The sequence below is a fragment of the Halosimplex amylolyticum genome (assembly GCF_051414035.1).
Taxonomy (GTDB): Archaea; Halobacteriota; Halobacteria; order Halobacteriales; family Haloarculaceae; genus Halosimplex; species Halosimplex amylolyticum.
Window position 1 is genome coordinate 1535575 of sequence record NZ_JBLKNW010000001.1, and the last position, 21787, is coordinate 1557361.

The window sequence follows — 21787 nt, forward strand, 5'->3', positions numbered from 1 at the left end:
CGGCGCATATCCCGTCGTGGCACTTCAGAACCCGTACAGTTCTTTCGGTCGCTCGTAGGCGACGTGGTCGACGAGGTCCTCGGCCACGTCGAGGGGCATCTGGCCGCGTTCGACTTTCTTCCCGACGACGTTGGCGAGCGTCCGGCGGAACATCTCGAAGCGGGAGTCGAACGAGAGGAGCTTCCGCGAGTCGCTGACCATCCCCGTGTGGTTGGCCAGCAGGTCGACCGAGCCCACGTAGTCGAGCTGGTGGTCCATCCCGAACGGGCTGTCGTTGAACCACCAGGCCGGCCCCACGCTGACGTTCGGGTACGCCCGCGCGATCGTGGTGAGCGTCGGGTAGTGCCCCGGGTCGACGCAGTAGAGGATGATCTCGCCCTCGCCGTCGAAGCGGTCGACGTAGTAGTCCAGCCCCTCGGCGACGTTCAGGTCGCCTATCGACACGTCGCCGCCGGCTGCCGCCCCGAGTTCGTCGTACAGTTCCGCGCGGTAGTCCCGGAGCGCGCCGATGTGGAGCTGCGTGACCCACCCCTTCTCGACGTTCAACTCGCCGATGAACTCCAGCAGGTACGCCTGGAAGTCCCCGATCTCCCGGTCGGTGAGCGACTCGCCGGTGCGGCGCTCGTCGTAGATCTCCGCCGCGCGCTCTTCGCTGACTGGTCGCGAGACGGGTTCGAGGATCCCGAGGTCGCTCGCGGCGCAGCCGCGCTCGTCGAAGTAGTCGTGGGTCGCCGCGAGTGCCGAGGTGAACCCGTCGAAGTCGCCGGTGTCGAACTCGGTCGCCTCCGCGAGGTCGTCGGCGAAGTCCACGAATCCAGCCTTCTGGACGTTGACGGCGGGGTCGGCGCGCCAGGTGGGCCGGACGTCGACGCCCTCGACCTCGTCCACCGCGCGCTCGTGATACTCCAACTGCGAAGTCGGGTTGTCGGTCGTCGCCAGCACCTCGACGTTCATCTCGCGGAGGAGTTCCTGCGGCCGCATGTCGTCGCCGGCGAGCTGTTCCCGCGTCGCCTCCCAGATCTCGTCGGCCGTCTCGGCGGAGACGGACTCGTCGATACCAAAGCGGCGCTTCAGGTCGAGGTGGAGCCACTCGTAGACGGGATTGCCGGCTATCTCGGGGACGACCTCCGCGAAGGCGGTCCACTTCTCGCGGTTGCTCGCGTCGCCGGTGATCAGTTCCTCGTCGACGCCGCGCTTTCGCATCATCGACCAGACGTAGTGATCGGTCGCGCCCTGTACCTCCCAGATGTCCGCCCAGCCCTCGTTCTCCACGATCTCGACGATGTCGGCGTGGTTGTGCGGGTCGAGGATCGGTCGGTCAGCGATGGCGTCGTAGAGTGTCTTTGCGGCCTCGGTTTCGAGCAGGTAGTCGTCGTCGAGGAAGCTCATACGCAGACGTACCGCCGATTCGGAAATAAAAGTACGTGTCCGGTGACGACGTGGCGTTCAGATGAGCGTGCGAACTGACCACTGGCATTCGCGCGAGCGGAGCGAGCGCGGTTCGCCGTCAGAGCTCCGCTCTGACGAGCCTGCGGTCGTTCGCGGTGCTCACTCCCGCAGACACCGAACTCGCGCTCCGCGCGAGTTCGGCCTTTTTCACCCATGTTTTTGGCTCGGGGGTCGCCGCAGGCGACCCCCGAGCGAAAAAGATGGAAACGAGATGGCGGTACCTATTTACTGCGATCGCTCGATGCTGAGAGCATGAGCCAACGAGATCCGCAGGACCTGAACTTCGGTTGCCAGGTCGTGACGTACGGCGACGTGCAGGGAACAGTCGAGGACGCTGTTCGCGCCGAGGAGGCGGGCTTCGACATCATCACCGTCCCGGACCACCTGTTCCACCCGACCGGGTCCGAGGAGTTCCTCGTCGATCCGCCGTGGGAGGCGTTCACCGTCCTCGCCGCGATCGCCCAGCAAACCGACGACGCGATGCTGATGCCGGGCGTGACCGACTCGGTGCGTCGACATCCGACTGAACTCGCACACGTCGGCGTGACCCTCGACCAGATGACCGACGGCCGCTTCGGCATGGGTATCGGCGCGGGCGAGGCGTTCAACTTCACGCCGATCGAGGATATCGACTGGTCGGACCCCTTCGGGCGCTTCAGCGAGGCGTTCAAAGTGATCGACGAGCTGTGGGCGTCGACGGCCGACGATCCGGTCGTCTTCGACGGCGAGTTCTACCAGCTCGACAGCGCGCACATGGGGCTCAAACCGGTCCAGGAGCCCAGGCCGCCGATGTGGGTCGGCGGCTACGGCCCGAGCATGCGCGGGTTCACCGGTGCGCTCGCCGACGGGTGGTTCCCGTGGGTCCACGCGCCGGACCAGTACGAACGGGACCTCCAGCGCGTCCTCGACGTGGCCGAGGACCGCGGGCGCAGCCCCGACGACATCGACCGCGCGGTAATGATCCCGACGACCGTCTCCACTGACGGTGACGAGGCGCGCGAGGCGGCCATCGAGCGGAATCGGACGAGCCTCGCGCTACGCCCGCCGCTGCTGGAGAAGATGGGCTACGAGGACATCGCCGACGAGACGCCGATCATGTTCGAGATGGCCTTCGACGAGGAGCAAGAGGAGCGACTGCTCGCGGCCGCCGAGCGGATTCCCGACGAGGCGGTCGACGAGGTGACGATCTCCGGGACGCCCGAGGAAGCGATCGAGGACCTCGAACGCTGGGTCGCGGCGGGACTGGACAACGTCGTCCTGATCCCCGTCGGTGACTTCGAGGAGACGATGCGCCACTACGAGGAGACGATCATCCCGCACTTCCGCGAGGAGTAGGCACACAGGCCGGACGAACGGGCGGTCGTTCGACCGAATGGCCTCAGTCGTACGCGTACTTCACTTCGACGACGTTGACCGTGTTGCGCAGTTCCGGGAGGAGTTCGCTCTCGATCCGGTCGTCGTCGATGCGTTCTTTCGGGCCGGAGATCGAGATGGCGCCGACGACGGTGTCGTCGACGACGATGGGGCTCGCGAGCGAGCGGATGCCCTCGCGTCGCTCCTCGTCTTCGAGGGCGTAGTTCCGGTCGCGGATGCGAGCCAGTTCCTCGGCCAGGCGGTCGCGGTCCGTGATGGTCGCGTCGCGGGCGCCAGGCAGGCCGTACGTCTCGACGATCTGGTCGACGTACGACTCGGGGAGGTAGGCGAGCATCGCCTTGCCGAGGGCCGTCCAGTGCATGTTGGTGTACTCGCCGATCGGCGCGTTGTCGTAGACGGCTTCGGTCCCCTCGGCCTGGTAGAGGATGACCCGCTGACCGTTCTCCTCGATCCCGAGATTGGCGACCTCACCGGTGATATCGGCGAGGGCGTCGACTTCCGGTTTCGTCGCCCGGTAGACGTTCTTCCGACTGCGGACGGTCACCCCGTCGCGGAGGAACCGGCAACTCAATCGGTAGCCGTCGCTGTCCCTGACGACGTAGCCGACCGATTCGAGCGTCTTGAGGTGGACGTGCGCGGTACTCGTCGGGATGTCCAGCGCCGTCGACACGTCGTCGATCCGGACCGTCCCCTCCGTGCGCAACACGCCCAGGACGTCGAACGCCCGCTCGACCGACTTCACCATCTTGTCGCTGTCGCCTGGCCGCGTGATCTCCATACCCCTTCTATTCATTCGCAAGTAATAAAATCCATTGATGTTGGAATCGGGGCCCCAGATTACAGAACTATGCCTGTTTTCCAGAACCCGGGTTACCCCCGGCGCGAGGGTACTGGCCACCGATCCGTTCGCGACCCACCCGAAGGCCGTCCCGGCCTCTTCCATAATAATTGTTCGTGACGTGTCCTTTCCAGTATCGCTGGAATTGCTATGTGAATACGTCCCACGTCAGTTCGCGACTGTCGTTCGGCGCGCGGTCGTGATCGGCGCCTGCGGGTACGGGACGGAAATCTCGACAGAACGAGGGTCAAAGGGGACCGAAAGCCGCTCTCGGCGTGGGGAGACGGCAGCGCGTTATCGGTCGGGCGACTGCGTGGCCTGTTCGGCGCGCATAGTCCGGAGCATTCCGCGGATGTAGCCGATGGTGAACGCGCGACCGCGGTGTTCCCAGTCGCTGTCGCCTTCGAGGTGGGGTGTGTGGTCGGGGATCATCAGCCCCGAGAAGCCGACCTCGTCGAGGAGTTTCAGCAGGGCGTACTCGTCGTAGTTTCCCTCGTCGAGGAAGTCTTCGGAAAAGTGCGGGACTGTCCCGGAGACGTCGCGGAAGTGGACGTAGACGATCTCGTCGCGCTCGCCGAAATACCGGATCACCTCCTCGAGCGGTTCGCCCATCTCAGACCAGCAGCCCAGACACAGGTCCAGGCCGTGAAAGTCGCTCTCGCGATAGGTCATCGCCCGCTCGAAGTTCTCGAAGTTGCAGAACAGCTGGGGGATGCCGCCGAGTCGCTCCATCGGTGGGTCGCTCGGATGCAGCGCGAGGGTCACGCCGGCCGCCTCGGCGACGGGGAGCACCTCGTCGAGGAAGTACTCGTAGTTCTCCCACAGTTCGGCTTCCGAATACTCCCGGTCGTGGGTCAGACGCTCGATATCGGTCGATTCGGCGTCGAAGACGGATACCTCCGCGCCGCCGCGCGCTGTCCCCCATCCCGTCCGCCAGACGCCCGCGGGTGCCCAGTGATACCCGAAAATCGGGATCCCCGCCTCGCCCATGTTCCGGATCGTCTCCTTGAGCCGGGCCAACTGCTCGTCACGGTTCGGCCCGCCGAGCATCACGTCCTCGTAGTAGGAGACGGGGACGTTCTCGATGGCGTTGAGTCGCAGTCCCTCGGCTTCGACGCGCTCGCGGAGCTCTCGCAGCGACTCGACCGACCACGCGCCCTCGCCCGACAGCGGCGCCTGCTCGTCGTCGGGCATGTGCTCGTACGCCGGGTCGTCCACCTGATACATGTTCAAGAGCACGTCCGAGCCGCCGAGTTGCTTGACGTAGCGCAGTCGCTCGGGCGTCGGATCCATGAACTGCCCCGCTCCCACCCGCATCGGCAGGTCCGACTGGGAGGGAGGAGGCCCACTGCCTTCCGTAGCCATACACCCCGTACCGCGTTCACCGATATAAAACTCGGTCCCGTCGCCCGCCCCGATTTCGGGCCGTCCGGTCCCCCATGAGTGGATTCAATACGCGGCCGGTGGATGCTCGGTCCATGTCACGGACCGCACGGCCATCGACGCGACGCACGCCAACGGACGCGCTCCAGATACAGATGACGACCCAGCCCGCGATGCACCGATGACGGACGAGCGCCGCGCGAACCGCTTGTGGTACGACGAACCGGCCTGCGAGTGGGTCGAGGCCCTACCGGTCGGCAACGGCCACCACGGCGGGATGGTCCACGGGCGACCCGACCGAGAACGGGTCGCGCTCAACGAGGACCGGCTGTGGGCCGGCGACGACGCCGACCGCACGGCGGAGGGCGGGCCCGACGACCTCGACGCGGTCCGCGATCGACTCTGGGCGGGCGAGTTCGAACAGGCTCAGCGCCTCTGCAACGAACGCTTCGTGACCGACGCGCAGGGCGTCCCGCCGTATCTCCCGTTCGGCGACCTCCTGATCGACTTGCCCGGCCACGGGGAGCCGAGGGCGTATCGACGCTCACTCGACCTCCGCGACGGCGTCGCTCGGGTCGAATACGCCGTCGACGGGGCGCGTTTCGAGCGCGAATACGTCGCGAGCGCGCCCGACGACGTGCTCGCCGTCAGACTGGAGAGCGACGAACCGGGCGCACTGTCCGCGCGGATCCGTCTGGATCGAGAGCGGTGTGCCCGGACGACAGTCGTGGACGATACCGTCGTCCTCCGCGGCCAGGTCGTCGGCGTCCCCGGCGACGACGAGGACGTCGAGCCCGGGGGCTGGGGACCGCGATTCGAAGGTCGCGCGCGGGTCCGCGCCGAGGGCGGCAGCGTCGTCGCCGCGTCGGCGATCGACGCGGAAGACGGCAGGTCAGAGGACGACGGATCCGGAGACGAGGAAAGCGACGATTTCCTCGCGGGCGACGAGGGCATCCTCGTCCGCGACGCAGACGCAGTGACCGTGCTGTTCACCGCGGAGACGGCCCCTTCGGACGGCAGCCCGACGGCCGACTGTCGGGAGACGCTGGCAGCGCTGGACGGCGAGGACTACGAGACGCTCCGCGAACGCCACGTCGCCGATCACCGGGAGTACATGGACCGGGTGACGCTGGACGTCGGCGAACCCGTGGACCTGCCGACCGACGAGCGACTGGACCGCGTCCGCGACGGCGCTCGCGACCCGCACCTCGAACGGCTGTACTTCCAGTACGGGCGATATCTCCTGCTGGGGTCCTCGCGCCCGGGAACGCTCCCGGCGAACCTCCAGGGGATCTGGAACGAGGAGTACCACCCGCCGTGGGACTCGAACTACACGCTCGACGTCAACCTGGAGATGAACTACTGGCACGCGGAGGCCACGAACCTCGCCGAGTGCGCCGACCCGCTCGTCGACTTCGTCGAGGACCTCCGCGAGTCCGGCAGGCGAACCGCCCGCGACCGCTACGGCTGTGAGGGCTTTTGCGCGCACGTCCAGAGCGACCGCTGGCACACGACGAGCCAGACCGTCGCCGCTCACTGGGGCCACTGGCCGACGGGCGCCGCGTGGCTCTGCCAGAACCTCTGGGAACGCTACGCCTTCTCCGGCGACGAAGCGGACCTCGAACGGATCTACCCGACGCTCAGGGAGGCGGCCGCATTCGTGCTCGACTACCTCGTCGAGCATCCCGAGGAAGACTGGCTGGTGACCGCGCCATCGGCGTCGCCGGAGAACCAGTTCCGCACTACCGACGGCCAGGAGGCGACGACCTGCGTCGCGCCGACGATGGACCTCCAGTTGACTCGCGATCTGTTCGGTCACTGCATCGAGGCGGCCGAACGGCTCGACCGCGACGCCGACTTCGCGGCTGACCTGCGCGACGCGCTCGACCGGCTCCCGCCGATGCAGGTCGGCGACGACGGCGCCCTGCAGGAGTGGTTGACCGACTACGAGGAGGTGAACCCGGGCCACCGCCACGTCTCCCACCTCGTCGGGTTCTATCCGGCCGACGTGCTCTTCGACGACGCCGATCTCGCGCTGGACCGAGCGGAACTGCGCGAGGCGGTTCGCACGTCTCTGGAGCGACGACTCGACAACGGCGGCGGGCACACGGGCTGGTCGTGCGCGTGGTCGATCGCCCTGTTCGCCCGGCTCCGCGACGGCGAGGGCGTCGCCGACCGCGTGCACGAGCTCCTGGCGGACTCGACGTACGACTCGCTGCTCGACTCGCACCCGCCCTATCAGATCGACGGCAACTTCGGCGGGACGGCGGGCATCGCCGAGGCGCTCCTCGGGAGCCACGCCGGCGAACTGCGACTTCTCCCGGCGCTCCCCGAGGGGTGGGACGACGGGGCCGTCAGCGGACTGCGCGCTCGTGGCGGGTTCGAGGTGGACCTCTCGTGGAGCGACGGCCGACTCGACGAGGCGACCGTCTGGGCCGAGCGCGACGGACCGTGCCGGATCCGCGTCTCGGAGACGACCGTCGACCGCGTAGAGACGGCCGACGCCGAGTCGGTCGAAGCCGAACGCGAGGACTGCGTGCTCACCTTCGAAGCGTCGGCCGGTGAGTCCTACGCCCTCGTGGTCGACCAGGCGTAACTGCCGGCCCGCCGTTCCTCCCGTCGAGTGACCTCGACGCGGACCGATTCGCCGCGACCCTAGTTGTTACCCCTCGGCCTGGGAACTGGGAAGCCATGACAACCACAGCGACGCGTGCGGAACGGCCGATAGACCCGAACGACGTGGAGATCGCCTACGTCGGCGGCGGGAGCCGACAGTGGGCGCCCAACCTGATCCAGGACCTGGCCCGCTCGGAGTTCGACGGGCACGTCCGCCTCTACGACACGAACCACGAGGCCGCAGAGACGAACGCGGAGTTCGGTAACTGAGTCCAGGACGACGAGGACGCGACCGCCGAGTGGTCCTACGAAGCGGTCGGCTCACTGGAAGACGCGCTGGCGGGCGCCGACTCTGACTGCTCGCGACTGTAGAGACGTTCGACGCCTGAACTGACGCGTCCATGCCCCCGTGGGTTCGATTTGTGTCTCCCCGCTTTCCTACTCGTATCGACCCGCCGAGCGCTCGCTGGCGCCTTTCCCTCGGTTTCCGGCCGAGTGCCATCCCGGTAGATGCCAGACACATAGTGACAGCTAATTATTAATTCGATATATAATATCTTCTAGTCCGAAATTTTATGTACATCGCTTTCGAGGTGGATGGTGGAGGTGCGAGACTGTGACAGACGAGAGCGAATACCACGGAGAAGAGGCATCACCAGACGACCACGCCGGCGGAATCGACCGCCGGAGCTACATGCGAGCGACGGCCGCCGCCGCGGCGACTGGCCTCGGCGTCGGGACCGTGGCGTCTCCGGCCGCCGCTGCCCGGGACGTCACCTCGAACGAGACGGGCACGCACGAGGGGTACTACTACTCGTTCTGGACCAACGACGAGGGATCGGTCACCATGACGCTGGAGTCCGGCGGCAACTACAGCGTCGACTGGACGGACACGGGGAACTTCGTCTGCGGCAAGGGCTGGGAGACCGGCTCCCGCAGGACGGTGGACTACTCGGCCTCGTTCAGCCCCGACGGCAACAGCTACCTGTGTCTCTACGGGTGGACGACGGACCCGCTCGTCGAGTACTACATCATCGAAGACCACGGCAGCTACCGGCCGGAGCACGACTACAAGGGTACCGTCACGAGCGACGGCGGGACCTACGACATCTACGAGTCGCTGCGGGAGAACAAGCCCTCGATCGAGGGCACGGCGACGTTCCCCCAGTACTGGAGCGTCCGCCAGGACACGAGGACGAGCGGCACGATCACCACCGGCAACCACTTCGACGCGTGGGAGAGCAACGGCATGAACATGGGCACCCACGACTACCAGATCGTGGCCACGGAGGGCTACCAGAGTAGCGGGAGTTCCGACGTCACTGTCGGTGACTCCGGTAGCGGCGGCGACGGTGGGTCGGGCGACGACGACGGCAGCGGGTCGTCCGGATCCGTCGCGAACGGCACCTACAGCATTCAGAACGTCGACAGCGGCAAGGCGCTGGACGTCTCCGGCGAGTCGACCGACGACGGCGCCAACGTCCAGCAGTACAGCTACTGGGGCGGGGCGAACCAGCAGTGGAACGTCGAAGACACCGGCAACGGCGTCTACCGCATCGAGAACGTCAACAGCGGGAAGGTGCTCGACGTGTCGGGCCAGTCGACCGAGGACGGTGCGAACGTCCAGCAGTACGCGGACGGCGGCGGCGACAACCAGCGGTTCCACCTGCACGACCAGGGCGGCGGCGAGTACCACATCCAGCCCGTCCACAGCGACAAGGCCGTCGAGGTCGAGGGCGCCTCGACCAGCGACGGGGCCAACGTCCAGCAGTACAGCTGGTCCGGAAACGGCAACCAGCTGTGGACCTTCGACTCCGTCTGACCCGCACGGAGATCCAGCGAGCGCCGAGACGGACGCGGACCCGACCGACTGCCTCGCCTACCCCACGGTATCGGCAGTGAACTGACCCCTCTGCATCGGTCGTTCGCGTCCGTCTCGGCGAGCGCGAGGACAGCGGGCGTCGCCCGCTCAGTCCTCGCGGGGGACTCGCCCTTGCTCGTCTGCGATCCCCGAGTGGTCGTAGAAGAACTCGGTGAGGCGGTCGCGCCAGATCCCGGCGTGTGCCACCTGCTCGTCGAAGCGCTCGGCGACGTGGCGGTACCGTTCCTCGTCGATCTCGCCGTCGAGCGTGCGCCACTCGTCGCGAAGTCGCCGAACTTCCTCGACGCCGGCGTAACAGTTGTCGTACAGCGTCTGGACGACGGTCCGGCCGTCGTCGAGTTCGTCGTCCCAGGGCAGGTGGTGGAAAAAGAGGAGCAACTCCTTCGGGCAGGATTCCGGGTCGTCGTACAGCTCGGTGAGGGCGTCGGGGTACTGCTGGGCGTAGCCGTTGCCCCTGGCGTTGCGGTCCTTGCCGATGCCGTCCGCGGTCGCGCCGGTGTAGCCCGGCCACTCCTCGGGACCCGGGTCGTAGTGGTTCTCCAGGTAGGCCTCGCCGTTGTACATCATGTGCATGAGACCGATGCCGCCGGTCGAGTAGTCGACGACCGCGGGCCACGTCGAGTGCATGATCTCGGTGACCGTCTCGACGACCGCGGGGTCGTGGCCGAACGTCTGGCGTGCCCACTCGTCGGTGATATCGCCCGTTTCGAGGTCGGGATCCCACGCCAGACGGCCGTAGCCGTAGAGGTTCGCCTGCGCGAGGTAGTGACCCGTCCAGTTCTTGTCCTCCCCGGGGCCGCCGACGCCGGCCATTCCGGTCCCCTCGTCGGTGAACAGGTCCTTGACTTTCTTGCCGTGGCCCTCGGGGTCGGTGTCGAACTCGAGGACTTCCTTCCACATCGGGACGTGGTAGCAGGCGTGGACGTGCTGGCCGGTGTACTCGCCGGTGATCTGGAGTTCCAGGCCGAGGTCGGTGTTCGGCATCTGCCCGAAGACGGGCGAGATGGGTTCGCGCGGCTGGAAGTCGATCGGGCCGTTCTTGACCTGGATGGTGACGTTGTCGTGGAACTCGCCGTCGAGCGGTTCGAAGGTGTCGTACTGCTGGACCGCGCGGTCCTTGTGCGAGCCGTAGACGAACGCGCGCCACCAGACGCGGCCGCCGTGCGGTTCCAGTGCCTCGGCGAGGACGTTCGCGCCGTCGACGTGGTCGGCGTCGTAGTTGTAGGGACCCGGCTGGCCCTCGGAGTCGGCCTTGACGAGGAACCCTCCGAAGTCCGGGATCAGGTCGTATATCTCGTCGGCTTTCTCCGTCCACCAGTCGGCCACCTCGGGGTCGTTCGGATCGGAGGTCTCGAGCCCGCCGACCTTCTCGGGAGCCCCGAAGTTGACCGAGAGGTACGTCGTGATGCCGTACCGGCGGAACAGCGAGGCGAGGCCGGTCAGCTTCTCCAGGTACCGCGATTCGAGCAGTCGCCACCCCTCCAGTTCGTCCATCGCCTCGTTGGCGCTGTCGCGGCCCGGGATCTGCGTGTTGACGTTGTTGAGAACGACGCCGTTGATCCCGACCGAAGCGAGCAAGCGGGCGTAGTCCCGGTAGCGCTCGCGCAGGTCCGGCAGGGTCTCGAAGTCGAAGATGGACTGGCCGGCGTAGCCCCGCTCCATCGACCCGCGGAAGGGGTTGTCCCAGTGGTTGATCAGCCGGTCGGGCGAGGCCGGTTCCTCGACGAGATCGATGTCCTCGATCGGTTCGTGATTCGAGAGCAGTCGCAGCAGGTGGAAGGTGCCGTAGACGAGGCCGCTGTCCGACGGGGCTGTCACGACCAGGACGTCGGTGCCCTCCCATTCGCCGGTCGTGACGACGTACCCGTCCTCGGCGAGGTCGGCGACCCGCTCCGCGTCGACGCACTGGGCGACGACGTCCATGTCGGCGGGCGTGCCGATCGCGAGGAAGCCGTCGGTCGTCCGGGGCGGGTGTTGCCAGCGGTGCGGGTCGCGTCCGAGCAGGCCGCCGAGGCCGCGCCGGAGTTCCTCGCGAACCGCGCCGAGTTCGCGCGACTGCTCGGCTACGTACGCGTGGGCACAGAAACGCTGGTACGACGCCCGGAGGTCCGCGTCGCGGACTTCGCGATACCGGAGCCAGCAGTCGTCGTAATCGGGTTGCATACGGGGTAGCAATCGCCGTCACCCACTAAAATGCTGCCGACGCGGGGCTCGCGGGCGCCGAACGAAGCGAGAGGGCCCTCTCCATACCGCTCGCCCTCTTGCGTTGCGTCTCGTGCGCCGGCGCTCTCCACCCCGTTCGCTCCGTTGGTCAAGAGGAAAACATTTATGTATGATATTCACCACCTACGGGACATATCCATGCCAGCCGGCGATCCATCAGGATCGGACAGTACCGACAGCGACGGCCCGTCCGTGGGCCGCCGACCGTTGCTGGGGGCGCTCGCGGCCGTCGGCCTCGCGGGGTGTCCCGGACAGAGCGGAGACGGAGAGACGGATTCCCCGGACGACGAAAGCGGGGGGACGGACCGCGCGACAGACGGAGCCGACGGGACGACCGCACAGACGGCGGCCGACGGCTGGCCGGACGTGGCGGACCCGTACTACGGGCGACTCGCGGCAGACCTCGGCGACATGGACCTTCCCGCAGGCGAATTCGTCTACGCCGACGGGGAGGCAGCGACGCTCGACGCCTTCGCCGTCGACTCGGAGGCCGCGGACACGTCGTCCGTCTCGGTCGGGGACGGCGAGCCGTTCTCCTCGGCCGTGCGCGTGCACGTCACCGAGGAGACGGAGAACCCGTGGGACGTGACGATGAAGGGGACGGTCACCGACCGGTCGGTCGCCGAGGGCGACGTGCTCCTCGGCGTCGTCGCCCTGCGCAGCCCGGCGTCCAGCGAGTCGACGCCGACGGCCCAGTTCGTCGCCAAGGACGAGGACAACCTCGACACGAACGTGGTCCGGTCGACGCCGCAGGTGCAACCTCCGGCCGAGTGGACGCGGTACTACGTCCCCATGCGGTTCGACTACGACGCCGACCCGGGAACCTGGTGGGTCGAACTGTTCCTCGGCTACGGCCCGCAGACCATCGACGTGGGGGGCGTCGCGCTGATCGACTTCGGCGGGCGCGTCTCCGTGGACGAGTTGCCGAGCGGGCCCGTCGACGGGGGAGCCACCGGCAGCGACGACGGCACCGACTGGGAGGTGGCCGCCGACGAACGGATCCGCGAACACCGGACGAGCGACCTCACCGTCGAAGTGACCGACGCGGACGGGAACCCCGTCGACGGGGCGTCCGTCGACGTCGCGATGCGCGAACACGAATTCGGCTTCGGAACGGCGATCAACGCCGGCCACTTGCTAGAGGAGACCGCGGACGGCGACCCCTATCGCGAGCACGTCACGGACCTGTTCAACCTCGCCGTCCTCGGGAACCACCACAAGTGGCGCTTCTGGGAAGAGAATCGCGAGACGGCAGACGGCGCGACCGAGTGGGTCCTCGACCAGGGACTGGACCTCCGTGGGCACGTCTGCCTCTGGGCGAACGTCTCCGCGTGGGCGGTGCCCCCGGACGTCGTCCGCGCGATGGGCGTCGAGTGGGAGGACAACGGCGTCACGGACCCGGCACTCGACCCCGACTACGTCCGCGAGCGGACGATGGAGCACGTTCCCGCGATAATCGAGTACTACGGCGACGACATCACCGAGTGGGAAGTCGCGAACGAGGTGACCCACGAACCGGGCCTGATCAAGGCCGCCAACGGCGTGAAGGCGACCGACGACGCGTCGCTCGACGACCTCGACCCCGTCGAAGCCCCCATCCTCGCGGACTGGTACGCGGCGGCTCGCGAGGCGGCACCCGACGGGACGCTCCTGGCCGTCAACGATTACAACACGCTCGCCGGCCCCTACGAGTCGACCCGCGCCGACTACGAACGCCAGATCGAGTTCCTCGCCGACTCGGAGGCGGGCCTCGACGCGGTCGGCCTCCAGTGTCACTTCGACCAGGGTTCGGCGTTGACCCCGGAACAGGTCCTGGAGGGGCTCGACCGCTACGCGGGACACGACGTGCGCCTGCGGATCACCGAGTTCGACATGGCCGACGACGGCTGGGACGAGGAGGACAAGGCGACGTTCTTCCGCGAGTTCCTGAAGACGGTCTTCAGTCATCCGGCGGTCGACGACTTCCTCGTCTGGGGCATCCTCGACACGCTCCACTGGCGCGACGACGCGCCGTTCTTCGCCGAGGGCTGGGAGGAGAAACCCGCCCTCGCCGAGTACCGCGACCTCGTCTTCGACGAGTGGTGGACCGAGGCGTCCGGCGAGACGGACGCCGACGGCAGTTACGCGACGACGGGGTTCACGGGCGAATACGAGGTCACCGCCACGGTCGACGGCGAGGAGGTGAGCGAGCGCGTGACGCTCGGCGACGGTGGCACGACGGTCGAACTCGCTCTTCAGTGAGGATCGCTCTTGCCACGCCCCTGGTGTTTGGCCCTTGCAAACAGGTCCGTCGAATCCGTCGGCGGACGGCACCGGCCCGGAACCATTATAGTCCGGGATCACCACCTCACGGCCGTAATGACAGCCGATCCCGCGCACGTCTACCGCGATCCGACAGCATCGACTTCACGACGCGTCGAGGACCTCCTCTCCCGGATGACGCTCGAAGAGAAGGCCGCGCAGCTGGGGTCGGTCAGTCCCAGCCGGAACGTCGCAGACGAGGCCGAGAGCGAGGGCGACGGCGGGACCCCGATGATCGAGGACGGTGAACTCAACCGCGATGTAGCGGAGGAACTGCTCGCGGACGGCATCGGTCACCTCACTCGCATCGGTGGCGAGGGGAGCCTCCCGCCCGAGCGCGCCGCGGAAATCACGAACGAACTCCAGACGTTCCTCACCGAGGAGACGCGCCTGGGCATCCCGGCGATCCCCCACGAGGAGTGTCTCAGCGGGTACATGGGCCCCGAGGGGACGACGTTCCCGCAGGGCATCGGGATGGCCAGCACGTGGGACCCGGACCTGCTGGAAGCGGTCACCGACACGATCGGTGACCAGCTCGAAGCGATCGGGACTGCGCACGCGCTGTCGCCCGTCCTCGACGTGGCTCGCGACCTGCGCTGGGGCCGCGTCGAGGAGACCTACGGCGAGGACCCCTACCTCGTCGCCCAGATGGCGACCGCGTACGTGTCAGGACTGCAGGGCGACGGCCCCGCGGACGGCATCTCGGCGACGCTCAAGCACTTCGTCGGCCACGGCGTCGGCGCGGGCGGGAAGAACCGCTCGTCGGTGAACCTCGGCGAGCGCCAACTCCGTGAGGTCCACATGTTCCCCTTCGAGGCCGCGATCCAGGAGGCCGACGCCGAGTCGGTCATGAACGCCTACCACGACATCGACGGGGTCCCCTGCGCGAAAGACGAGTGGCTGCTGACGGACGTGCTCCGCGGCGAGTGGGGCTTCGACGGCCACGTCGTCTCCGACTACTTCAGCGTCGACTTCCTCGAGGCGGAACACGGCGTCGCCGCGACCCAGCGCGAGGCAGGGGTCTCCGCCGTCGAAGCCGGAATCGACGTGGAACTGCCCAACACGGACTGCTACGAGTACCTGCCGAAGGCCGTCCGCCGGGGCGAACTCGCCGAGGAGACGCTCGACGAGTCGGTCCGTCGCGTCCTGCGAGCCAAGTTCGAGAAGGGGCTGTTCGAGGAGCCGACGGTCGACGTCGACGCCGCGACCGACCCCTACGAGGACGAGTCCGCCGCGGACCTCGCCCGCGAGGCCGCCCGCGACTCGCTGGTCGTCCTCAAGAACGAGGACGACCTCCTGCCCCTCGATGGCGCGGACTCCGTCGCGGTCGTCGGACCGAAGGCCGACGACAAGAAGGGGATGCTCGGCGACTACGCCTACGCCGCTCACTACCCCGAGGAGGAGTACGACTTCGAGGCCGACACGCCGCTGGCCGCGATCGAGAACCGCGTCGACGCCGACGTGAACTACGCCCAGGGCTGCACCGCCACGGGCAACTCGACCGACAAGATCGACCGCGCCGTCGAGGCCGCCGCGGACGCGGACGTCGCGCTGGCCTTCGTCGGCGCGCGTTCGGCCGTCGACTTCTCCGACGCGGAGGGCGACAAGCGCGAGAAACCGATGGTCCCGACCAGCGGCGAGGGCTGTGACGTGACCGACCTCGGGCTCCCGGGCGTCCAGGACGAACTCGTTGCGGCGGTCCAGGAAACCGACACGCCGGTCGTCGTCGTCCTCGTCAGCGGGAAACCCCACGCGATCCCGGAGATTGACGAGAACGCCGAGGCCGTCGTCCAGGCGTGGCTCCCCGGCGAGGAAGCCGGCAACGCCGTCGTCGACGTGGTGTTCGAGGGCCACGACTCCGGCGGGCACCTGCCCGTCTCGATGCCGAAATCCGTCGGGCAACTGCCGGTCCACTACAGTCGAAAACCCAACACGTTCGAGGAGGACTACGTCTACGACGACGCACAGCCCGTCTACCCGTTCGGCCACGGACTGAGCTACGCCGAGTTCGAGTACTCCGATCTGGACGTGTCGGACGCGGAAATCGGCCCCTCGGACACGGTCACGGCGAGCGTCACCGTCGAGAACACGGCCGATCGGGCCGGCAGTGACGTGGTCCAGCTGTACGCCTCCGCCGAGAACCCCGACCAGGCCCGCCCCGTTCAGGAACTGAAAGGCTTCCAGCGCGTCGAACTGGACGCCGGCGAATCGGTGCGCGTGTCGTTCGAACTCGGCGCGAGCCAGCTCGCCTACCACGACCGCACGATGACCCTCACCGTCGAAGCGGGCGACTACGAACTGCGCGTGGGTCACTCGGCCGCCGAGGTCGCCGAGACCGCGACCGTCTCCGTGACTGACTCGAAACCCGTCCCCCGGACCGCCCGCCGATACGTCACGGAGACGACCGTCGACGGCGCCTGATTCGGGCAGCCGCAGACGGCGCCCGATTCCGGGAGCCGGAGACGGCCCCTCCGTCGGACCGTCCGACCGGTCGGTGTGGTAACGCTTTTTTCGGAGACTACCGATGGAGCGCTATGCGCAGTCAACGGGCGGTCGGCGACGGGGTGTCCGACGGTGAGTGATACCGCCGGGGACGAGAGCGGTCGGGAGATGGCAGTCGAAGCCCTCTGCGACCAGTCGCGGAAGATCCTGGGCGTGTTCACCATCGCGGTCGTGTTCCTGCTGATCCAGGTGCCGTACCTGTTCGTCGTCGACCAGGACTCGTCGCTGTTCGTCGTCGCCACGCTCAACGTGATCGGGAGCGGCGCCTTCGCGGTCGCGAGCGGGAGCGCGCTCTGGTTCTGTAGCCAGCGCGAGGAGTGATCGGCTCGCTGATCGAGTGGCCAGTCCGCGGGTCACCACACGAGCTCGCGCGGCGGAGGACGGTACCCACCGCGAAAATAGAACCGCCGCTTCGAAATGTGGTCGAAACGGAAACGAGGGCGTCGGTCAGGCCGACGCGGACGCCCGGGCGTACAGCTTGTTCGCGAACAGGAACCCGTAGATGCTCGCCCCGAGGACGACGAGGGTCGCCCCGAAGATGCCCATCATTCCGGCGAACACCTTGTGAGCGAGGACGGTTCCCTCGACCGCGCCGAAGCTCCGCTCGCCTTCCGGGATCCCGTTCATGATCGAGATGAACCCGCCTTCGCCCCCGATCACGATAGCGGGGGTCCCGTTGACCAGCGTCGCGCCGAGACCGATCGACGCGACGCCCAACAGCACGATCACGAGCGAGACGTTCCCCGTCACGAAGTAATACAGCGCCAGCAGGTACGCTCTCCCACCACTCGACTCCTGTTTGGCTCGTTCGATAGCCTGCCTCATGTGCGATAGACTGTTCCACACACGAACATCAAACTTCCGCTTGCGCGGGCGGGTACGCTCGGCGCGCCACCAGCGGGGCGCTACCTCCGCTCCACTGGTGATTCGCCAGCGCGTCCCGGTTCCGCCAGCGCCCGGAAACGAGTCCGCGTGACGCGCCGAATTTAATTCCCCACTAGATGGAAAAGGAAAGAACAACAATCTATAAATACAAATCACAAAAGGTAGTGGTATGCGGAAGCCTGACAGCATCCGTGGCAAGGAGTTATCGCGTCGCCAGTACGCACAGATACTGGCTGGAATGGGAGCCGCCGGGCTGGCCGGCTGCCCGAGCGAAAGTGGTGACGGAGGTGACGGCGGGAGTACCGGGACGCCGACGCCGACCGCGACGCCGGGTGACGGCGGCACCGACGGAGACACGGAGACGAGTGGCGGTGAGGACACCGACACGGCGACCCCCCGGGAACCGGTCACCGACACGATCAACTACGCGATCGCCAACTCGCCGGACGTGTTCAACTGGAACCCGTGGCCGCCCCAGGACAACACGGCGGGCGACCTGTGGATGTCCGAACTCCACGGGCTCCGGAACGTCCACACGACGAACTCGTCCTACAGCGGGACGACCGTCAAGACGCCACACAAGCCCGACCACGAAGAGATCGAGATCATGACGTGGATCTCGGGCTACGACGTCGAACCGCCGTTCGACTGGCGGGACCACCACGACGACCGGTCGACGTACTGGAACGGCGACCCGTACGACGCGGAGGCCCGGGTGAAGCACAACCACGTCGACTGGTTCCAGGGCGGCAACAAGTTCGCCGAGGACGCGACGTTCAACCAGGAGGCCGAGAGCCAGTGGACGATCCACTACTGGGAAGACAAGGGCGAGGTGCCCGAGCAGGAGCCGAACCCGACGGGCCGGCCGGTACTCGAATCGAACGCGGGCCCCGTCGACGGCAACCCGCCGATCCACCCCGACTTCACAGAGCCGTACCTGGAGCGATATCGCGACGCCGGGACGGAAGACGAGGCCAACAGCATCACCGACGACCTGACGAGCGACGGCATCGGGCTCGAACGGATGGCGCTGAACGGCGGGACGGACGAGACGCTGGCCGGGTCCGGTCCCTACGTGCTCGAGTCGATGGACGACGTCGGCTCGGAGAAGATGGTCCTGCACCTCGACGAGGACCACCCGAACGCCGAACACACGAACGTCGAGAAACTCGCGCTCTACTGGGCGGAAGGCGATCGGCGGAACACCCTCACGACGGAAGGGGTGCTCGACCTCGACGACGGCGCCATCACGCCCGGATCGACGATCACGCGCGATGCACTCCCGGACCACATCCAGGAGTTCACCCGGTGGCTACGCGCGACCGGTGGCGACTTGTGGAAGCTCAACTGGCGCAACGAGCACCTCCAGAACCTGTGGGTGCGCCGGGCGCTCGTCGAAGCGATCGACTGGAACGCCGTCAGCGCCAACGGCTGGGGTGAAGAGGGTTCGCAGGTGCTCGAACACGACACCTTCATGCTCGACGCCCAGTCCGAGCGGCACTTCTCGGAGGACTTCCTCAGCAGCCTCCACACCTACTCCCGCGCGTCGAACAAGGAGAAAGCCACGCAGTACATGAAGCGTGCCGGCTACTCCAAACAGGGCGGCCAGTGGGTCAGTCCCCAGGGGAACCAGGCCTCGATCGACCTCATCGCCACCTCGGCGATCACGGCCCACGTCCAGGCGGGTCAGACCATCAAGGCGAACCTCTCGAAGTGGGGCTTCGGCGTCAACCTCAGCACGCAGGGGTGGTCGACCTGGTCGAACAACATCGACCCGAACGGCGGGCTCAACTACGACTCGACCATCTTCTGGCACGGCGACCCGTACATCTTCCAGTACTACCACGACCGCGGCGCGTGGTGGGACGAGCCGCTCGTTGCCGGCAGCCCGACCGCGGAGAGCCCGTTCGAAGCCGAACCCGACGACGAGGTCGACACGCAGGGCAAGCCGATCGTCCAGCAGGTGCCGGACGAACCGGGCGCGTTCGAAGCGCCAGACGAGGCCGGGAAGGCGCCCGACCTCGACAACGCTTCCGAGGTCAACCTCGTCGAGACGGTCAACGCCATCCGCGAGCCCGGCAACAGCGAGGAGGACCTGCAGGAGCTCTACCGGACGTGCGCGAGGTACTACAACTTCTACGTCCCGCACTTCCCGTTCCACCAGTACCTGATGGGTGCGTTCGGCGACGTGCGCGACTTCGACTGGCCGGACCCGGCCGCTCGCGCGTTCGACTACGAGCGCTCGTTCGGTATCGAGGACGTGCTCGTCCTCGGGGGCATCGCACAGGCCAGCTACGACAAGGAGTTCGAACCGCCACAATAACGCGATCGACCCGCCGTACTCCCGACTGACCGACCGTTCGCCGGTCGGAACTTTCGTCTCTGTCACGCGGTCCCGGGGCGCGGGCGGACCGCCGTTTTCCCCGCCCCGGCTCGCTTTTTCACTCGTCGCCGGCCGGGCGGATCGCACCGTGTTTCAGCATGTGGAATACGGGGTTTCCGCCCGGCCCCGCCGTTCCATATGCTGAACCAGTTTCCTCGGACGGCCACTCGAAGTCGCGCGTGTTCCCCCAGAGGCCGGTGACCTCGGTGCCGAGATAGACGTCCGGCAGCGCGTCGTTCCACCAGGTGGCGAACGTCGAGACGGCGTCGACCGTCGACGACCGGTCGGTCGGTCGCCGGATCGTCCGCCAGACGTCCACGAGGTTCACGGTCCGGCGGTCACTCTCGGGTGCGTCTACGTCGCCCGGCGTGCGCGGAACGCGCACCTCGACGGGTTTCCCCTGGCTCGACGACGCCGTTGACGCGTCCGAGACGCCGTAGCCGATCGAGGTGGCGCCGTCGCTCGTCACGTCGTAGGCGCGGTGGGGCCGCCCGTCGAAGCTCCAGAGCATGACGTCGTACGTGTGCTGGGTGACTTCGTAGTGGATCCGCGTGTTCGGGACGCGGTCGATCGAGACGTCGAAGCCGAAGCGGCCGAGGCTCGACTCGATCATGCTCCCGGCGGAGACGAAGTCGTCCCACACCGGCGTCCCGATGTTGAATCGCGCTCGTCGGTCGTCTTCGTCGCGCCACGTATCGTTCTCGTCACGCGTGTACCCGGCCGCGCGCATGTGCTCGGCCGCTCGCTCGGTGTCGGCTTCGACCGGGTACTCGTGGAACGACTCGCGGACGGACTCCGGGAGCCAGCGCCGCTCGGCCGGTCCCGCGAGCCCCGTTTGCCGCGCCGTCGGCTCGCCCCAGCTCGCCACTTCGACGACGTCGTCGACCGGGATCGCAGCGAGGATCGCACGGCGGACGCCGCGCCGGGCGAGGTGGTCGTTGCGCCAGTCGAGGACGAGCTTCGACCCCGAGGTGGTCCGATAGCGGGCGATCTGTTCGAGGTTCTCCGCCGGGGACCCCCGTTCGTCGTGTAACGTCCCGGTCCCGCCGTCGAGCCACCCCTTCTTGATCAGGTTCTCGATCGAGACCTCCTGGACGACCGGGAGCCAGAGCCGCGGGATAGAGATCTCCTCCGCGCGCGGGTGGTCGTCGAACCGCTCCAGCACGAGCCGGTTGATCGAGACCTCCGTCAGTTCGTACGGCCCGCAGCCGAGCCCCTCGTCGAGGAGCGTCTCGAGACCGGGGCTCTCCGTCCGCAGGTCCGCGACCACCTCCTCGGTCCTGTCGTCCGTCGTCGCCTCGCGGAGGCGGTCCAGCCACGGCTCGTAGAACTCGACCGGCGTCCGGACGGCGCCGCTGGCGACCTCCGAGAGGACGAGCGGCCTGTCGAGCGGGCGCTCGAACTCGTAGCGGAGCGTGTACTCGTCGACGAGTTCGACGCTCGGAGCGGACTCGGAGGAGACGTGCGAGTGGATCTCGTCGTGGACCCACGTGTCGCGGGCGGTCACCGGCTCCCCCGACCACCACGTGAACCCGTCGGCGAAGGTGACGGTCGCGGTCGCGCCGTCGACGTCAACCGACTCGACGACGTCGCCGAGCTGGCGGTCGCTGGCGGGCGCGGCGTAGGACCTGGCCTCGTAGATCAGCGGGTAGAACGAGTCGGGGTCCGAGGTCGACCACGGGCCGACGTGCGTGGTCTCGGCGTCGTACGGGAACTGGTAGCCGAACACCTCCGGGGAGTCCACGATGTCGTTCGTCTCCGTACACCCGGCGAGCGACCCGACCGCTCCCCCGGCGCCCAGCGCCGCGAGATACTCCCTGCGCGTCCACCCTGCGCCAGCCCGACCGTGACTACGCCCGTCCGGCCCTGTGTTCATTGGCGCGAGGATAGCGGACGGGACTGTATAAGGCCACCGCCCTTCAGAGACCGATCCCGCCCGCACGGGGCCGGA

General features: G+C 67.5%; 14 protein-coding genes. 8 read left to right on the forward strand and 6 right to left on the reverse strand.

Features of this window, described 5'->3' with window-relative positions; all coding sequences use genetic code 11:
* Positions 1 to 24 precede the first annotated feature (24 nt).
* Entirely contained in the window at positions 25 to 1389 is a 1365-nt protein-coding gene (gene uxaC, locus ACMGFE_RS07290; protein ID WP_436924417.1) for a glucuronate isomerase, read from the reverse strand.
* A 312-nt stretch (positions 1390 to 1701) separates the two neighbouring features.
* Here uxaC and ACMGFE_RS07295 point away from each other — a divergent pair, with 312 nt between their 5' ends.
* Positions 1702 to 2784: an LLM class flavin-dependent oxidoreductase gene (locus tag ACMGFE_RS07295; RefSeq protein WP_436924418.1), complete on the forward strand. Its 1083-nt coding sequence runs from the start codon at positions 1702 to 1704 to the stop codon at positions 2782 to 2784.
* A 43-nt stretch (positions 2785 to 2827) separates the two neighbouring features.
* Here the strand turns inward: ACMGFE_RS07295 and ACMGFE_RS07300 are convergent, their stop codons facing one another.
* Positions 2828 to 3601, reverse strand: a complete 774-nt coding sequence (locus ACMGFE_RS07300) for an IclR family transcriptional regulator (protein ID WP_436924420.1) — start codon at positions 3599 to 3601, stop codon at positions 2828 to 2830.
* A 354-nt stretch (positions 3602 to 3955) separates the two neighbouring features.
* The gene (locus ACMGFE_RS07305; protein WP_436924421.1) at positions 3956 to 5026 is read right to left on the reverse strand and encodes a mannonate dehydratase; all 1071 of its coding nucleotides are present in this window, start codon (positions 5024 to 5026) and stop codon (positions 3956 to 3958) included.
* 199 nt (positions 5027 to 5225) lie between these two features.
* Here ACMGFE_RS07305 and ACMGFE_RS07310 point away from each other — a divergent pair, with 199 nt between their 5' ends.
* From ACMGFE_RS07310 to ACMGFE_RS07320, 3 genes are all read left to right on the forward strand, one after another.
* On the forward strand, positions 5226 to 7640 hold the full coding sequence (locus ACMGFE_RS07310; RefSeq protein ID WP_436924423.1) for a glycoside hydrolase family 95 protein: 2415 nt from the start codon (positions 5226 to 5228) through the stop codon (positions 7638 to 7640).
* A gap of 95 nt (positions 7641 to 7735) precedes the next feature.
* Complete coding sequence (locus tag ACMGFE_RS07315) at positions 7736 to 7930, forward strand: hypothetical protein (RefSeq protein ID WP_436924424.1); 195 nt, start codon at positions 7736 to 7738, stop codon at positions 7928 to 7930.
* A gap of 346 nt (positions 7931 to 8276) precedes the next feature.
* Complete coding sequence (locus ACMGFE_RS07320; RefSeq protein WP_436924426.1) at positions 8277 to 9482, forward strand: glycoside hydrolase family 11 protein; 1206 nt, start codon at positions 8277 to 8279, stop codon at positions 9480 to 9482.
* Positions 9483 to 9629: 147 nt separating this feature from the next.
* Here the strand turns inward: ACMGFE_RS07320 and ACMGFE_RS07325 are convergent, their stop codons facing one another.
* The gene (locus ACMGFE_RS07325) at positions 9630 to 11705 is read right to left on the reverse strand and encodes an alpha-glucuronidase family glycosyl hydrolase (RefSeq protein ID WP_436924427.1); all 2076 of its coding nucleotides are present in this window, start codon (positions 11703 to 11705) and stop codon (positions 9630 to 9632) included.
* Positions 11706 to 11903: 198 nt separating this feature from the next.
* Here ACMGFE_RS07325 and ACMGFE_RS07330 point away from each other — a divergent pair, with 198 nt between their 5' ends.
* The 3 genes from ACMGFE_RS07330 to ACMGFE_RS07340 all read left to right on the forward strand — a co-directional run bounded on the left by ACMGFE_RS07330 (position 11904) and on the right by ACMGFE_RS07340 (position 16889).
* Entirely contained in the window at positions 11904 to 14006 is a 2103-nt protein-coding gene (locus ACMGFE_RS07330) for an endo-1,4-beta-xylanase (protein ID WP_436924428.1), read from the forward strand.
* Between the two features lie 195 nt (positions 14007 to 14201).
* Positions 14202 to 16487 carry a glycoside hydrolase family 3 N-terminal domain-containing protein gene (locus ACMGFE_RS07335; protein ID WP_436925155.1) on the forward strand — a complete coding sequence of 762 codons (2286 nt, stop codon included), beginning with the start codon at positions 14202 to 14204 and terminating at the stop codon, positions 16485 to 16487.
* Between the two features lie 153 nt (positions 16488 to 16640).
* Positions 16641 to 16889: a hypothetical protein gene (locus tag ACMGFE_RS07340; RefSeq protein WP_436924429.1), complete on the forward strand. Its 249-nt coding sequence runs from the start codon at positions 16641 to 16643 to the stop codon at positions 16887 to 16889.
* A gap of 126 nt (positions 16890 to 17015) precedes the next feature.
* Here the strand turns inward: ACMGFE_RS07340 and ACMGFE_RS07345 are convergent, their stop codons facing one another.
* Positions 17016 to 17393: a hypothetical protein gene (locus tag ACMGFE_RS07345; protein ID WP_436924431.1), complete on the reverse strand. Its 378-nt coding sequence runs from the start codon at positions 17391 to 17393 to the stop codon at positions 17016 to 17018.
* 229 nt (positions 17394 to 17622) lie between these two features.
* Between ACMGFE_RS07345 and ACMGFE_RS07350 the strand changes: the two genes are divergently transcribed.
* The gene (locus tag ACMGFE_RS07350; RefSeq protein ID WP_436924432.1) at positions 17623 to 19776 is read left to right on the forward strand and encodes an ABC transporter substrate-binding protein; all 2154 of its coding nucleotides are present in this window, start codon (positions 17623 to 17625) and stop codon (positions 19774 to 19776) included.
* 118 nt (positions 19777 to 19894) lie between these two features.
* On the opposite strand, the gene ACMGFE_RS07355 is transcribed toward ACMGFE_RS07350, so the two are convergent.
* Positions 19895 to 21712, reverse strand: coding sequence for an ABC transporter substrate-binding protein (locus ACMGFE_RS07355; protein WP_436924434.1), 1818 nt, complete (start codon positions 21710 to 21712; stop codon positions 19895 to 19897).
* Positions 21713 to 21787 lie beyond the last annotated feature (75 nt).

Coding starts and splice junctions, on each gene's coding strand:
- ACMGFE_RS07315 (WP_436924424.1), top strand. CDS start 7,736: ATGACAACCACAGCGACGCGTGCGGAACGGCCGATAGACCCGAACGAC.
- ACMGFE_RS07330 (WP_436924428.1), top strand. CDS start 11,904: ATGCCAGCCGGCGATCCATCAGGATCGGACAGTACCGACAGCGACGGC.
- ACMGFE_RS07355 (WP_436924434.1), bottom strand. CDS start 21,712: ATGAACACAGGGCCGGACGGGCGTAGTCACGGTCGGGCTGGCGCAGGG.
- ACMGFE_RS07305 (WP_436924421.1), bottom strand. CDS start 5,026: ATGGCTACGGAAGGCAGTGGGCCTCCTCCCTCCCAGTCGGACCTGCCG.
- uxaC (WP_436924417.1), bottom strand. CDS start 1,389: ATGAGCTTCCTCGACGACGACTACCTGCTCGAAACCGAGGCCGCAAAG.
- ACMGFE_RS07300 (WP_436924420.1), bottom strand. CDS start 3,601: ATGGAGATCACGCGGCCAGGCGACAGCGACAAGATGGTGAAGTCGGTC.
- ACMGFE_RS07335 (WP_436925155.1), top strand. CDS start 14,202: ATGACGCTCGAAGAGAAGGCCGCGCAGCTGGGGTCGGTCAGTCCCAGC.
- ACMGFE_RS07350 (WP_436924432.1), top strand. CDS start 17,623: ATGCGGAAGCCTGACAGCATCCGTGGCAAGGAGTTATCGCGTCGCCAG.
- ACMGFE_RS07295 (WP_436924418.1), top strand. CDS start 1,702: ATGAGCCAACGAGATCCGCAGGACCTGAACTTCGGTTGCCAGGTCGTG.
- ACMGFE_RS07325 (WP_436924427.1), bottom strand. CDS start 11,705: ATGCAACCCGATTACGACGACTGCTGGCTCCGGTATCGCGAAGTCCGC.
- ACMGFE_RS07345 (WP_436924431.1), bottom strand. CDS start 17,393: ATGAGGCAGGCTATCGAACGAGCCAAACAGGAGTCGAGTGGTGGGAGA.
- ACMGFE_RS07310 (WP_436924423.1), top strand. CDS start 5,226: ATGACGGACGAGCGCCGCGCGAACCGCTTGTGGTACGACGAACCGGCC.